Consider the following 12,668-nt stretch of genomic DNA (forward strand, 5'->3'; position numbering starts at 1 on the left):
TATCGCTGTGCGCAAGAACCATAGCGAGGCGAAACGGATGCAGCTTTTCGGCGTGACAGAGCCGCTGTGGCGCCTTGCGGCCTTTCTCTCGGTCTTTGCCGCGATGTCCGTGCTCGAACTTCTGCACCCCCGGCTGGAGCGGCCGGAGCTGCAAAAGGCGCTGAAGGCGCGCCGATGGTTTACCAACCTTTCCATTCTGGTGCTGTCTTCGCTGTCTCTGCGCCTAATCTTCCCGGCCGCGGCCACGGGAGCGGCCCTCTGGGCTGGGGCGCGCGGATACGGCCTGCTGCCGGCACTCGGCACTCCCCCGCTCATCGCCGGCGTCATCGCCTTCGTCGTGCTCGACTTTGCGATCTGGCTGGAACACGTCGCCTTTCACAAGGTGCCGCTCTTCTGGCGAATGCACCGGGTCCATCATGCCGATCCCGGCGTCGATCTGACCACGGCGTTGCGGTTTCATCCGCTCGAGATCGTCGTCTCGATGGCCTGGAAGATCGCGATCATCGTCGCGCTCGGCGCGCCCGCTGTCGCAGTGTTGCTGTTCGAGGTCGTGCTCAACGCCGCTGCCATGTTCAACCATGCCAATCTGCGGCTGCCGCCGCGCCTTGACCGGGCTCTGCGGCCGCTGATCGTCACGCCGGACATGCACCGCATCCACCACTCCACAGAACGCTTGGAGACGGATTCGAACTACGGCTTCAACCTGTCGATCTGGGATCGGCTGTTTTCGACCTATACGGCTCGGCCGCGGCGCGGCGACGATGCGATCGAAACGGGGCTGACCGCCTACGGACGCAGCGAGCCGACCAGGCTTCTGTGGTCGTTGCTCCTGCCGTTCCGGCGCAGTTGATCAAAGCAGCTCGCGCAAAAATGTGCCGCGGCCTTGCGGCGACGAAAGGCAAGCGTCAGTAGATCCCGTTCGGGAAATAGCGCAGGTAGATCTCGTCCAGCCGTCCGCTGCGCGACAGTGCCAGCAAGGCATGATCGATCGCCTGCGTCAAAGCCGGCTCGGACTTGCGGTTCATGATCGTCAGCCCTTCGCCCAGAAAGCGCTGCGAGAAATAGGCGCCGTCGACAAGCCCGCAGCACCCGGCAGCAGCACCGCCCGACACCCAGAAGGAAAGCTGCATGCCGTCGGAAAAGGCAGCCGCCACCTCGCCTTTCTGCAGGGCTGTCAGCATGGCATTACGATCCGGAAAGACCTTGGCTTCAAGCTTGGGGAAGAAAGCCCTGAACATCACCTCATGGGTGGTGCCGGAAACGACGCCGACCACTTTGCCCTTCAGACCCGTGGGATCCGAGAGAGCACCCGCCGCCTTGGTGTTGACGGCGAAGCGCGCGGGGAGCCGCATGAAGGGGCGCGAAAAGCCGAAGCGCTGGCGCAGCTCCGGGCTGACGGCGATACCTGCTGCGACCGCCTCGCCCTGGCCTTCTTCCAGCGCCGGCAAGAGTTCGGCATAGGTGACCGCCTGGATCTGGCATTTGGCTTCGATATCGAGTTCGCGGCAGATCTCGCGCACGAGGTCAACATGGAAGCCCGAAAGCCTGCCCGATTGGTCGATGAAATTGAACGGCGGAAAATCGACCGTCGTCAGGAACCTGAGCCGCGCAAGGCCGGTCAGATCCGGCTTGGCAATGCGCTCACGCGCGTCGAACAGATTGGGCAGATCCTTGGGCTGGGCGGCGAGCGGGGCGGCTATCAGATAGACGCAGAGAGCCAGCAGTCGGTGAATTTTCATGGGCAAGGGCCAGCGCGTCTCTTCGGGATGCCATGCGACCTAGCAAGGCCGCGGATGATTCATGGGTGACGCGAGATTAGCCGGATGGAACCGGGCTGGCTACTGGCTTCGGCGCCCTGCTGTTCGGACCACCGGTTCAATGCCTGGCTGACTGACATCGAAAAGGAAAGTGGAGCGGGTGATCGGGATCGAACCGACGACATCAAGCTTGGGAAGCTGGCGTTCTACCACTGAACTACACCCGCAGCGTTTCGGAAACTTCCTCAACCGCATGCATCTGTCAAGGACCGTTGCGCCGCGTTGCCGCGCAACGGCACTTTTTCTGTTACTCCGCGTGGAAATGTTTGGAGAGCTTGAGGCCCTGCGCCTGGTAGTTGGAGCCGAGGCCGAGGCCGTACAGTCCGTCCGGACGCTCGAGCATATGCTCATAGACCAGGCGGCCGACGATCTGGCCATGTTCCAGGATGAAGGGCACCTCGTGACTGCGCACTTCCAGTACCGCACGGCTGCCGGTGCCGCCGGCAGAAGCATGGCCGAAGCCCGGATCGAAGAAGCCGGCATAGTGCACACGGAATTCGCCGACCAACGGATCGAACGGCGTCATCTCGGCAGCGTAGAGCGGCGGAACGTGCACCGCCTCGCGCGATACCAGAATGTAGAATTCATCGGGGTCGAGGATCAGCTCGTCACGGCCGCGGCTGTAGAGCGGCTCCCAGAAGTCGAACACGGCGTGCTGCGCCTTCTTGTCGACATCGACGACCGCCGTGTGATGCTTGCCACGGTAGCCGATCAGTCCGTCCGGGCCGGTGCCCTTGAGGTCGATCGACAGCGCAATGCCGCCGCCGCTGACATTGGGTTTCTCGCTTGCAACCAGCACATCACTTTCATGCAGCGCCAGCAGTTCCTGTTCGGAGAGCAGCGCCTGGCCGGTGCGGAAGCGGATCTGCGACAGGCGCGAGCCGCGCCTGACGACGATCGGGAAGGTGCGCGGGCTGATTTCGAGGTAGAGCGGCCCGCGATACCCAGCCGGGATCTTGTCGAACTCCTGGGCGCGATCGGTGATGACGCGGGTGAAGATGTCGAGACGACCGGTCGAGCTCTTCGGGTTCGCCGACGCCGACATGTTTTCCGGCAGATCGAGGCTTTCCATCAGCGGCACGATATAGACGCAGCCGGTCTCCAGCACCGCACCTTCGGAGAGATCGACGACATGCAGCTTCAGCCGGTCAAGCTTGTCGGCAACGAGGTGCGACGGGCCCGGCATGAAGCTCGCGCGGACGCGAAACGCCTTGGCGCCGAGACGCAGATCGAGGCTCGCCGGCTGGATCTGATCGGCATCCAGCGCCTTCTCGCTTTTCAAGCGTCCGGCTTCAAACAGCGCGGCAATCGCGCGGTCGGCCAAAATCCCAGTCTCGCGGCCCATTTCGATCCTCTTTTCAGTTGCGAGACAAAACCAAACTCCAGGAATTGACGCAAGCGCACCCAAGCAGTATTGGAGCTTTATCCCGTGGTGATTTGGCCGGTCGGCTTGCAGCCACGTTAAACAAGTAGCTAAAAAGGCCGGGTATCAAACCGGCCCTTCACGCGGCCGGTTTTTTTGTTTTTGAAGGTGATCGTCACATGAGCAAAAACTGGCGCCCGGCAACCCAACTCGTCCACGGCGGAACGACCCGCTCCCAGCACGGCGAGACGTCCGAGGCGATATTCCTCACCCAGGGCTTCGTCTATGACACATCGGAAGCGGCGGAAGCGCGCTTCAAGGGCGAGACCGAAGGCTTCATCTACGCCCGCTACGGCAGCCCGACCAACGACATGTTCGAAAAGCGCATGTGCATGCTGGAAGGTGCGGAAGATGCGCGCGCCACCGCATCGGGCATGGCCGCCGTCACTGCTGCCATTCTCTGCCAGCTGAAAGCCGGTGACCATATCGTTGCCGCCCGTGCGCTCTTCGGTTCCTGCCGCTGGGTGGTCGAGACGCTGGCGCCGAAATACGGTATCGAATGCACGCTGGTCGACGGCCGCGATCTCGCCAACTGGGAAAAGGCAATCCAGAAGAACACCAAGGTCTTCTTCCTGGAAAGCCCGACCAACCCGACGCTCGAAGTGATCGACATTGCCGGCGTCGCCAAGCTTGCCAACCAGATCGGCGCCAAGGTCGTGGTCGACAACGTCTTCGCCACGCCGCTGTTCCAGAAGCCGCTCGAACTCGGCGCCCATATCGTCGTCTACTCGGCCACCAAGCATATCGATGGCCAGGGCCGGTGCCTGGGCGGCGTGGTTCTGTCCGACAAGGACTGGATCAACGAGCACCTGCACGATTACTTCCGCCACACCGGTCCGGCGATGTCGCCGTTCAATGCCTGGACCTTGCTGAAGGGCATCGAGACCCTGCCGCTGCGCGTCAAGCAGCAGACCGAAAACGCGCGCCTCGTCGCCGACTTCCTGGCCGAGCAGCCGCAGATCGCCAAGGTGATCTATCCCGGCCGCGCGGACCACCCACAGGCTGACATCATCGCCAAGCAGATGACCGGCGGCTCGACCCTCGTCGCCTTTGAACTGAAGGGCGGCAAGGATGCGGCCTTCGCGCTGCAGAACGCGCTGCAGATTGCCCGCATCTCCAACAATCTTGGCGACAGCAAGAGCCTGATCACCCATCCGGCAACGACGACGCACAAGAACCTGACGGACGAGGCCCGCGACGAACTCGGCATTTCCGCCGGCACCGTGCGTTTCTCCGCCGGCATCGAAGACAGCGACGACATCGTCGAGGATTTCGCCCGCGCACTGAAGAGCGTCAAGGCCTGACATCGACGAACAAGATGGCCGCCCGGACAGCGGGCGGCCGCTACTGCCGGTCGCGAAACCTCATGCGTGCAAGCACGATGCGCGACAGCGCGGTGTAGAGGCAGACGACGGCAAACAACGTCGCTATGACTGGAAACCACGCCGGGAACAGGCAGAAGGCCAGGAAGACGGCGATCGTCTCCGTCGCCTCGGCGAGCCCGGTGGTGAAGTAGAGCGACTTTTCCCCCCGCACATCCGTCGTCATCGATCGCTTCTCGGCCATGATGGCATAGGCGAGAAAACTCGACCCGTTGACGTAGAACGAGAAGAGCAGAAACCCGCCGGCGAGCCCATTGGCCTGCGGGTCGGCGAGGATGAAGCCAAGCGGGATGGCGCCGTAGAAGACGAAGTCGAGCACGATGTCGAGGAAGCCGCCGAAATCGGTCTTGCACGTCGCCCGCGCCACCGCGCCGTCGAGACCATCGCAAAGCCGGCTGACGATGATGAAGATGGCGCCTGCAAGATAGAATTGCCCGACTATCAACGTCGCGGCAACGAGACCGAGCGCCAGGCCGGTGATCGTGACAGCATTGGCACTGATACCCCCGCGGGCGAGCGCGGCGCCCACGCGATCCAGCATCGGATCCAGATGTTTTCTCACCGCGCCATCAAGCATCAGCGCGGCCTGCCCGCCGTGTTGCAGGCAATGCATGCAATCCTGCCGTTATTCTTGACGAAACCATCTTGCTGTAGAATACCCTGAAAGACTTGAAACAAGGTGTTGCCCATGTATCGCGCGCTCACTCGCGACATAGAAGTTACGGTGGAGCCGTACTATCTGGAAGAGCAATCTGATCCGGATGACAGCCGCTATGTCTGGGGCTACCGCATCGTCATCTCCAACCACTCCGCCGAGACGGTCCGGCTGATGACGCGCTACTGGCACATCACCGACGAGAACGGCCAGGTGGACGAAGTCAGCGGACCTGGCGTCATCGGCGAGCAGCCGTTGCTCAACCCCGGCGACACCTACGAATATTCCTCCGGATGCCCGCTGGATACGCCCTCAGGCGTCATGTTCGGCCACTACAGCATGGAATCGGAAGGCGGAGAGCACTTCAACGTGGCCATCCCCGCCTTCTCGCTCGATTCACCAGGGCTGGTGCGAACCCTGAACTGAGACCATTCTACTGCTGACGGACTTCGCTTGCCTCGAAGCGATAGGTGGTCGAGCAGAACTCGCACGTCACCTTGATCAAGCCGTCCTCGATCGTGCTCTCGATATCGTCGGCATGCAGTCCGGTCAGTACCGAACGGATCTTTTCCCGCGAGCAGCTGCAGCGATCGTAGACCGCCTGCGGCTGGTAGACGCGAACGCCGCGTTCGTGGAACAGCCGATAGAGCAGGCGCTCCGTGCCGACCATCGGGTCGGTCAGTTCGTCGGCATCGATCGTCTCGACCATGACCTTGGCTTCGGCCCAGAGATCGTCCTCGTCGAAGAGATCCTCGTTGTCGTCGCCGTCACCGCCAGAAAGGTCCGGCTGGCGCATGCGCTCCGGTGCATTCGGCAGGAACTGCGCGACCATGCCGCCGGCACGCCAGCGATGGCGCGGCTTGCCGTTCTCGTCGCGGTCGAGCAATTCGGCAACGCCGAGGCGCACCTTGGTCGGGATCTGCTCCGACTGGCGGAAGTAGACGCCGGCGATTTCCTCAAGAGTGGCGCCATCAAGCGCAACGATGCCCTGATAGCGCTGGGTATGGGCGCCCTGATCGATGGTGAAGGCGAGAACACCCTTGCCGAGCAGTTCGTGCGACTGCGTGCGTCCGTCCTTCAAGGCCTCGGCAAGCGCTTCCTCGTTGAAGCGGGCATAGGCGCGCACCTTGTCGGGCGTAGCAAAATCGGCGACCACCAGATCCACAGGACCGTCGCTCTTCGTCTGAACGATAAGCTTGCCGTCGAACTTCAGCGACGTGCCGAGCAACACCGTCAGCACAACGGTTTCGGCGACGAGCCTGGCGACCGGAAGCGGATAGTTGTGGCGCTCCAGGATCGCATCGAGCATCGGGCCGAGCTGAACCGCCCGGCCACGCACATCGAGGCCCTCCACCTGGAAGGGCACGACGTGATCGTCGCCGGCAAAATCGAATTCGCCAAGTCCGGGTGCCATCTCAGTCATCTGCTGCTCCTTGCGTAACCCGAGAAGGCCGCGCAAAGGACATGAACATCCTCCGGCGCAGCCTGCCCGTTATCCTATTTGATCCCGCCATAAACGGATTTGTCCAGCAGGCACGTGCCGTTTTCCGGCTCCTCATGCGCTGCCTGTCGTCAGGGTAGGTCCGATGTTTCCACCTCGGAACGTCCCACATGCGGCCTAAATCGGGTCGCATGCGGGAAAATTCAAGAGGCGAATGCGCCGATCAGACGAGCCCCATGCACCACGCGATGATCGACTTCTGCGCATGCAGCCTGTTTTCCGCCTCGTCGAACACCACCGACTGCGGACCGTCGATGACCTCGTCGGTCACTTCCTCGCCGCGGTGCGCCGGCAGGCAGTGCATGAACAGGGCATCAGGCGACGCCTGCTTCATCAGTGCCTCGTTGACCTGGAAGGGTTGGAAAACGTTGTGGCCGCGAGCGCGATGCTCCTGGTTCATGGAAATCCAGGTGTCGGTAACAACGCAGTGGGCGCCGGCAACGGCCTGCTCGGCCTCATGGCACAGCAGGATCTCGCCGCCGTTGTTGCGCGCCCAGTTGAGGATCTTGTCATGCGGCTCGGAGCCGAGCGGCACAGCCATGTTCATGCGGTAGCCAAAGCGGGCCGAACCCTCGATCAGCGAGTGAAGCACATTGTTGCCGTCGCCGGTCCAGGCGATGGTCTTGCCCTTTACCGGGCCGCGATGCTCCTCGAAGGTCATGATGTCTGCCATGATCTGGCAGGGATGGGTGTCGTCGGTGAGACCGTTGATGACAGGCACGGTCGCGTGCTCGGCAAGCTCGAGAAGCCGGCGGTGATCGGTGGTGCGGATCATGATCGCATCGACATAGCGCGACAGCACCTTGGCGGTGTCGCCGATGGTTTCAGCGCGTCCGAGCTGCATCTCGGTGCCCGAGAGAAACAGGGTTTCGCCGCCGAGCTGGCGCATGCCGACGTCGAAGGAAACGCGGGTGCGCGTCGACGGCTTTTCGAAGATCATCGCCAGCATCTTGCCGGCGAGCGGCTTTTTGGCGGTTCCAGCCTTGGTCGCCGTCTTTCGCACGCGTGCGTCGTCGATGATCGTCCTGAGATCGGCTGCCGTCATGGCCGAAAGATCGATGAAATGTCTTGTGCCTGCCATCGTACTCAATTCCTGTCCTCAGAATGGCCCTTGAAGCGCGACCGGTGTCGAAGAGTAAAAAACGCTTCGACACCTCGGGTTCACGCATGGACCCTTAGGAAAATCGCTGCCGATCTCCGGGTTCAAACATTAGGCTGCGGCAGTGCCGCTCGCGCTTCTCACGGCTTCGGCGGCGCGCTCGATGCGTGCCAGGCCTTCGCGCGCTTCTTCGGCCGTCACCGTCAGCGGTGGCAGCAGGCGCAGCACGTTCTCGCCGGCCGGAACCGCCAGCAGCTTCTCGGCACGGATTGCCTTCAGGAGATCCGCCGAAGGCCCCTTCACCTTGATGCCGAGCATCAGGCCGTCGCCGCGGATATCCTCGATCACATCAGGGAACCTGTCCTGCAGCGAGGCGAGACCCTGGCGGAAGACCAGGGAGACGTCGCGCACGTGTTCCAGGAAGCCGTCGGCCAGGATGACGTCGAGAACGGCGTTGCCGACCGCCATGGCAAGCGGATTGCCGCCATAGGTCGAACCGTGCGTGCCGGCAACCATACCGGCCGCCGCCTCTTCGGTCGCCAGGCAGGCGCCAAGCGGGAAGCCGCCGCCGATGCCCTTGGCGACCGCCATGATATCCGGACGGATGCCCGCCCACTCATAGGCGAAAAGCTTGCCGGTGCGGCCAACGCCGGACTGAACCTCGTCGAGGATCAACAGCAGGCCGAACTCGTCGCAAAGCGCGCGCAGTTCCTGCATGAATTCCTTGGTGACCGGGCGGATGCCACCCTCGCCCTGGATCGGCTCTATCAGGATCGCCGCAGTCTCGTCGGTGATCGCATCCTTGACGGCTGCAATATCGCCGAAGGGAACCTGATAGAAACCGGGAGCCTTCGGACCAAAACCTTCGATGTACTTCTGCTGACCGCCGGCGGCGATCGTCGCGATCGTACGTCCGTGGAAGGCGCCCTCGAAGGTGATGACGTGGAATTTCTCCGGATTGCCCTTGGCATAGTGGTAGCGGCGGGCAGTCTTGATCGCGCATTCGAGCGCCTCGGCGCCAGAATTGGTGAAGAACACACGATCGGCGAAAGTCACTGCCGTCAGCCGGCGCCCCAGGCTCTCCTGGCCGGGAACCTCGTAGAGGTTCGACAGATGCCAGACCTTCTCGGCCTGCGCCTTCAGTGCCTCGACCAGATGCGGGTGCGCATGGCCAAGCGAGTTGACGGCGACGCCGGCGGCGAAGTCGAGATAGCGCGTGCCGTCTTCGGCGATCAGCCAGACGCCCTCTCCTCGCTCGAAACGCAACGGCGCACGCATGTAGGTGTCGTAAAGCGGCGTGGTTGCAGTCATGGCGAGCCTCTCCTTCATTGCTATCGGCATCGATACGCGCCCTGTTAAGCGCGGTAAAAAATTAAAAATGCCGCCTTGCGGCGGCGCAGGCACTATTCCTATTTCGCAGCGCAATGTCAACAAAACCAAGCCTTGCAGTGCGGTCGGACGGCCGCGTTCCATGCGACGAAAAAATCACGCGGCGGGGCTTGCAAAAATGCAACGCCCACCGAGCAAGTTGGGGAAAACTAGGAAATCGATTCGGCCTGATTCCGCGGACTCTTGCCACGGAGTCCGGCGGTCAGTAGGTTAACGTTCAATTACTAGACGCATGCGGCGGAACTAGTCACCAAAAGTGTTATCGCGTTGCAGCTCCGGAGTCTGTCCGGAGCGTGGTGAGGGATTCTGTCATCGCCAACGCTGAGAACGGAGAGTGCAGAAATGAACTGGACTGACGAGCGGGTGGAAAAACTGAAGAAGCTTTGGTCCGAGGGCCTGAGCGCGAGCCAGATCGCGGCGCAGCTCGGCGGCGTCAGCCGCAATGCGGTCATCGGCAAGGTTCACCGGCTGAGCCTGCCCGGCAGAGCCAAGGCTGGCGGCACCACCGCGGCGACCCGGCCGAAGCAGCGCCCGGCGACCTCGGCGCCGCGCGCTCCGAACTACGCCGCGCGTGTCGCAACCCGCACGGTCACCCGTTCGGCCGGCGCCACCGTCCTCAAGGAAGAGGTCGAAGTCGATCTCGTTGCCGAACAGGACTTCAGCATTCGGACGGATGTTGTCGTGCCGATGTCGCGCCGCCTGGAGCTGACGCAGCTGACCGAACGCACCTGCAAGTGGCCGATCGGCGACCCGCTGAAGGAAGAGTTCCACTTCTGCGGCAACGACTCTCCGGAAGCCTCGCCCTATTGCAGCTTCCATGCACGGCTTGCCTACCAGCCGTCCGCCGAGCGCCGCCGCGCTCGCTAAAGATTTGAAACAGCACATGAAAAAGGGGCCGCGCGGCCCCTTTTTTTGTTGGATGGTTGGCTCAGCTTTCGAGCGAGTAGCCGGCACCGCGAACGGTGCGGATGACGTCCGGCATGCTGGAGAAGTTCAGCGCCTTGCGCAGGCGACCAACATGCACGTCGACCGTGCGCTCGTCGACATAGATGTCATGCCCCCAGACGCCGTCCAAAAGCTGTGACCGCGAGAAGACCCGGCCCGGCGACGACATCAGGAACTCGAGCAGGCGAAACTCCGTCGGGCCGAGGCGAACCTCGCGTGTGCGGCGGTGCACGCGGTGGGTTTCGCGGTCAAGTTCGATATCGCCGCACCGCAGCAGCGTAGACAGAACTTCAGGCTTGGCACGGCGCAGCATCGCCTTGACGCGGGCCATCAGTTCGGGCGTGGAGAACGGCTTGACGACATAGTCGTCGGCACCGGTGGCAAGACCACGAACCCGCTCGCTTTCTTCGCCCCGCGCCGTCAACATGATGATCGGCAGACGCTCGGTTTCCGGGCGCTGGCGCAGGCGACGGCAAAGCTCGATGCCGGAAACACCCGGCAGCATCCAGTCGAGGATCAGGAGATCCGGCAGGCGCTCCTGCAGGCGGATCTCGGCTTCGTCCCCGCGCAGGATCGTATCGACATCGAAACCCTCGGCTTCGAGGTTATATCGCAAAAGGACGCTCAGCGCCTCCTCGTCTTCGACAACGGCGATTTTCGGCAACATCAGGTAACGTCTCCTTACCCAGAGCATCCCGTGTTCGATGGAACAGCCAGAGATGCTCGAACATATAGCATCTGGAGCATTCCGGGCGTTTTCAAAGACACGCTTGAAAACGCAGGGCTGCAGACGCAACAAAGCAGGGCCGCAACCAGAGCTGCGACCGAATGAGGTTCATTAGCAGGCACTCGAACGTATCCGGCTTAGTCCTTTACGGCGCCCAGCGTCGACGTATTGTCGTCCTTCGGACGCTCGCCTTCCGGCTGTGCGCCCGTCGCCATGTAATAGATCGTCTCGGCGATGTTGGTGGCGTGGTCGCCGATGCGCTCGATGTTCTTGGCACAGAACAGAAGATGCGTGCAGGGCGTGATGTTGCGCGGATCTTCCATCATGTAGGTCAAGAGCTCGCGGAACAGCGAGGTGTAGATCGCATCGATCTCCTCGTCGCGCTCGCGGATGCTGTTGGCCTTCTCCGGCGAGCGGGAGGCGTAGACGTCGAGAACTTCCTTGAGCTGCACGAGGGCAAGCTCGGCCAGGTGTTCAAGACCGCGTGCCAGCTTGCGCGGGATGCCGGAGCCGGCAACGGCGATGACGCGCTTGGCGTTGTTCTTGCCGAGGTCGCCGACGCGCTCCAGATCGGAGGCGATGCGGACCGATCCCATGATCTCGCGCAGGTCGGCAGCCACCGGCTGACGCTTGGCAATGGTGATGATCGCCTTTTCGCCGATCTGGCGCTCGGCCTCATCGAGGATGGTGTCGTCGGAGATCACCTTCTGCGCCAATGCGAGGTCGGAATTGACCAGCGCGCGGACGGATTCGCCCACCATCTGCTCGGCAATGCCGCCCATCTCGGAGATGCGGCGTGTCAGGTATTTCAGTTCTTCGTCATAGGCGGACATTATGTGCATGGACATAATCTGTGATCCTTGCGGGCGCGTTCAGGAAACGGGGTGAAGAGGAGCTTCGGCGATCAACCGAAGCGACCCATGATGTAGTCCTGGGTGCGCTGGTCATCCGGATTGGTGAACATCTTGTCGGTATCATTCTCCTCGACGAGATTGCCGAGGTGGAACATGGCGGTGCGCTGCGAAACGCGCGCCGCCTGCTGCATCGAGTGCGTGACGATGACGATCGTGAAGTTGGTGCGCAGTTCGTGGATCAGTTCCTCGACCTTGGCCGTCGCGATCGGGTCGAGCGCCGAACAGGGCTCGTCCATCAGGATGACTTCCGGGCTGACGGCAACGGCGCGCGCGATGCACAGACGCTGCTGCTGGCCGCCCGAAAGGCCGGTGCCCGGCTCCTGCAGGCGGTCCTTCACCTCGTTCCACAAACCGGCCTTCTGCAGGCTGGTCTCGACGACGTCGTCGAACTCGGACTTGGTGCGGGCAAGCCCATGAATGCGCGGGCCGTAGGCGACGTTGTCGTAGATCGACTTCGGGAACGGGTTCGGCTTCTGGAACACCATGCCGACGCGGGCACGCAGTTCCACGACGTCGATCGTCGGATCGTAGATGTCGTCTTCATCCAGCGTGATCTTGCCGGTGACGCGGCAGTTCTCGATGGTGTCGTTCATGCGGTTCAGTGTGCGCAGAAAGGTCGACTTGCCGCAGCCCGACGGGCCGATCAGCGCCGTCACCGTGTTTTCGCGGATGTTGAGATTGACGTCGAAAAGCGCGCGCTTCTCGCCGTAATAGACCGACACATCCTTGCCGATCATCTTGTAGGGCACGGTGTTCATTTTCTGATCCAAGGCTTTCTCGACTGCTGCTTCTGACATGATGTTCATAGTAATTACC

General features: G+C 62.2%; 13 protein-coding genes, 1 tRNA gene and 1 riboswitch. Of the genes, 4 read left to right on the plus strand and 10 right to left on the minus strand.

Annotation, left to right across the window (positions count from 1 at the left end):
* Nucleotides 1–37 precede the first annotated feature (37 nt).
* Nucleotides 38–850, plus strand: coding sequence for a sterol desaturase family protein (locus BLJAPNOD_RS00505; protein ID WP_115418555.1), 813 nt, complete (start codon nucleotides 38–40; stop codon nucleotides 848–850).
* Between the two features lie 55 nt (nucleotides 851–905).
* On the opposite strand, the gene BLJAPNOD_RS00510 is transcribed toward BLJAPNOD_RS00505, so the two are convergent.
* The 3 genes from BLJAPNOD_RS00510 to BLJAPNOD_RS00520 all read right to left on the minus strand — a co-directional run bounded on the left by BLJAPNOD_RS00510 (nucleotide 906) and on the right by BLJAPNOD_RS00520 (nucleotide 3,162).
* Nucleotides 906–1,739, minus strand: coding sequence for a transporter substrate-binding domain-containing protein (locus BLJAPNOD_RS00510; protein ID WP_115418556.1), 834 nt, complete (start codon nucleotides 1,737–1,739; stop codon nucleotides 906–908).
* Between the two features lie 170 nt (nucleotides 1,740–1,909).
* Nucleotides 1,910–1,984, minus strand: a tRNA-Gly gene (locus BLJAPNOD_RS00515).
* An 80-nt stretch (nucleotides 1,985–2,064) separates the two neighbouring features.
* Entirely contained in the window at nucleotides 2,065–3,162 is a 1,098-nt protein-coding gene (locus tag BLJAPNOD_RS00520) for a 2'-deoxycytidine 5'-triphosphate deaminase (RefSeq protein ID WP_077502885.1), read from the minus strand.
* 74 nt (nucleotides 3,163–3,236) lie between these two features.
* A riboswitch (SAM riboswitch) is annotated at nucleotides 3,237–3,315 on the plus strand.
* 44 nt (nucleotides 3,316–3,359) lie between these two features.
* Here BLJAPNOD_RS00520 and BLJAPNOD_RS00525 point away from each other — a divergent pair.
* A complete protein-coding gene (locus BLJAPNOD_RS00525; protein WP_115421070.1) occupies nucleotides 3,360–4,544 on the plus strand; it encodes an O-succinylhomoserine sulfhydrylase in 1,185 nt (394 codons plus the stop codon).
* Nucleotides 4,545–4,584: 40 nt separating this feature from the next.
* Here the strand turns inward: BLJAPNOD_RS00525 and BLJAPNOD_RS00530 are convergent, their stop codons facing one another.
* Nucleotides 4,585–5,199: a CDP-alcohol phosphatidyltransferase family protein gene (locus tag BLJAPNOD_RS00530; protein ID WP_115421071.1), complete on the minus strand. Its 615-nt coding sequence runs from the start codon at nucleotides 5,197–5,199 to the stop codon at nucleotides 4,585–4,587.
* A gap of 111 nt (nucleotides 5,200–5,310) precedes the next feature.
* Here BLJAPNOD_RS00530 and apaG point away from each other — a divergent pair, with 111 nt between their 5' ends.
* Nucleotides 5,311–5,703 carry a Co2+/Mg2+ efflux protein ApaG gene (apaG, locus tag BLJAPNOD_RS00535; protein ID WP_115418557.1) on the plus strand — a complete coding sequence of 131 codons (393 nt, stop codon included), beginning with the start codon at nucleotides 5,311–5,313 and terminating at the stop codon, nucleotides 5,701–5,703.
* Nucleotides 5,704–5,710: 7 nt separating this feature from the next.
* Here apaG and BLJAPNOD_RS00540 read toward each other — a convergent pair whose 3' ends face one another.
* The 3 genes from BLJAPNOD_RS00540 to BLJAPNOD_RS00550 form a co-directional block, all read right to left on the minus strand.
* Entirely contained in the window at nucleotides 5,711–6,700 is a 990-nt protein-coding gene (locus BLJAPNOD_RS00540) for an Hsp33 family molecular chaperone (protein WP_115418558.1), read from the minus strand.
* A 241-nt stretch (nucleotides 6,701–6,941) separates the two neighbouring features.
* Nucleotides 6,942–7,859: an ornithine carbamoyltransferase gene (argF, locus tag BLJAPNOD_RS00545; protein ID WP_115418559.1), complete on the minus strand. Its 918-nt coding sequence runs from the start codon at nucleotides 7,857–7,859 to the stop codon at nucleotides 6,942–6,944.
* A 129-nt stretch (nucleotides 7,860–7,988) separates the two neighbouring features.
* Complete coding sequence (locus tag BLJAPNOD_RS00550) at nucleotides 7,989–9,188, minus strand: aspartate aminotransferase family protein (protein ID WP_115418560.1); 1,200 nt, start codon at nucleotides 9,186–9,188, stop codon at nucleotides 7,989–7,991.
* A 420-nt stretch (nucleotides 9,189–9,608) separates the two neighbouring features.
* On the opposite strand from BLJAPNOD_RS00550, the gene BLJAPNOD_RS00555 reads away from it, so the two are divergent.
* Complete coding sequence (locus BLJAPNOD_RS00555) at nucleotides 9,609–10,133, plus strand: GcrA family cell cycle regulator (protein ID WP_115418561.1); 525 nt, start codon at nucleotides 9,609–9,611, stop codon at nucleotides 10,131–10,133.
* 61 nt (nucleotides 10,134–10,194) lie between these two features.
* Here BLJAPNOD_RS00555 and phoB read toward each other — a convergent pair whose 3' ends face one another.
* From phoB to pstB, 3 genes are all read right to left on the minus strand, one after another.
* Nucleotides 10,195–10,878, minus strand: a complete 684-nt coding sequence (phoB, locus tag BLJAPNOD_RS00560; protein WP_025425800.1) for a phosphate regulon transcriptional regulator PhoB — start codon at nucleotides 10,876–10,878, stop codon at nucleotides 10,195–10,197.
* A 197-nt stretch (nucleotides 10,879–11,075) separates the two neighbouring features.
* Nucleotides 11,076–11,789 (minus strand): phosphate signaling complex protein PhoU, encoded by a 714-nt coding sequence (phoU, locus tag BLJAPNOD_RS00565; RefSeq protein ID WP_115418562.1) that lies wholly within the window; start codon nucleotides 11,787–11,789, stop codon nucleotides 11,076–11,078.
* A gap of 53 nt (nucleotides 11,790–11,842) precedes the next feature.
* On the minus strand, nucleotides 11,843–12,658 hold the full coding sequence (gene pstB / locus BLJAPNOD_RS00570) for a phosphate ABC transporter ATP-binding protein PstB (RefSeq protein ID WP_115418563.1): 816 nt from the start codon (nucleotides 12,656–12,658) through the stop codon (nucleotides 11,843–11,845).
* Nucleotides 12,659–12,668: the final 10 nt, after the last annotated feature.

The sequence above is a fragment of the Ensifer sp. M14 genome, assembly GCF_003355565.1.
Taxonomy (GTDB): domain Bacteria; phylum Pseudomonadota; class Alphaproteobacteria; order Rhizobiales; family Rhizobiaceae; genus Ensifer.

Bases quoted from the DNA above. Each gene is read 5' to 3' on its own strand.
- BLJAPNOD_RS00510 (WP_115418556.1), bottom strand. From the start codon at position 1,739: ATGAAAATTCACCGACTGCTGGCTCTCTGCGTCTATCTGATAGCCGCC.
- BLJAPNOD_RS00540 (WP_115418558.1), bottom strand. From the start codon at position 6,700: ATGACTGAGATGGCACCCGGACTTGGCGAATTCGATTTTGCCGGCGAC.
- phoB (WP_025425800.1), bottom strand. From the start codon at position 10,878: ATGTTGCCGAAAATCGCCGTTGTCGAAGACGAGGAGGCGCTGAGCGTC.
- argF (WP_115418559.1), bottom strand. From the start codon at position 7,859: ATGGCAGGCACAAGACATTTCATCGATCTTTCGGCCATGACGGCAGCC.
- BLJAPNOD_RS00555 (WP_115418561.1), top strand. From the start codon at position 9,609: ATGAACTGGACTGACGAGCGGGTGGAAAAACTGAAGAAGCTTTGGTCC.
- BLJAPNOD_RS00550 (WP_115418560.1), bottom strand. From the start codon at position 9,188: ATGACTGCAACCACGCCGCTTTACGACACCTACATGCGTGCGCCGTTG.
- BLJAPNOD_RS00530 (WP_115421071.1), bottom strand. From the start codon at position 5,199: ATGCTTGATGGCGCGGTGAGAAAACATCTGGATCCGATGCTGGATCGC.
- BLJAPNOD_RS00520 (WP_077502885.1), bottom strand. From the start codon at position 3,162: ATGGGCCGCGAGACTGGGATTTTGGCCGACCGCGCGATTGCCGCGCTG.
- pstB (WP_115418563.1), bottom strand. From the start codon at position 12,658: ATGAACATCATGTCAGAAGCAGCAGTCGAGAAAGCCTTGGATCAGAAA.
- apaG (WP_115418557.1), top strand. From the start codon at position 5,311: ATGTATCGCGCGCTCACTCGCGACATAGAAGTTACGGTGGAGCCGTAC.
- BLJAPNOD_RS00525 (WP_115421070.1), top strand. From the start codon at position 3,360: ATGAGCAAAAACTGGCGCCCGGCAACCCAACTCGTCCACGGCGGAACG.
- BLJAPNOD_RS00505 (WP_115418555.1), top strand. From the start codon at position 38: ATGCAGCTTTTCGGCGTGACAGAGCCGCTGTGGCGCCTTGCGGCCTTT.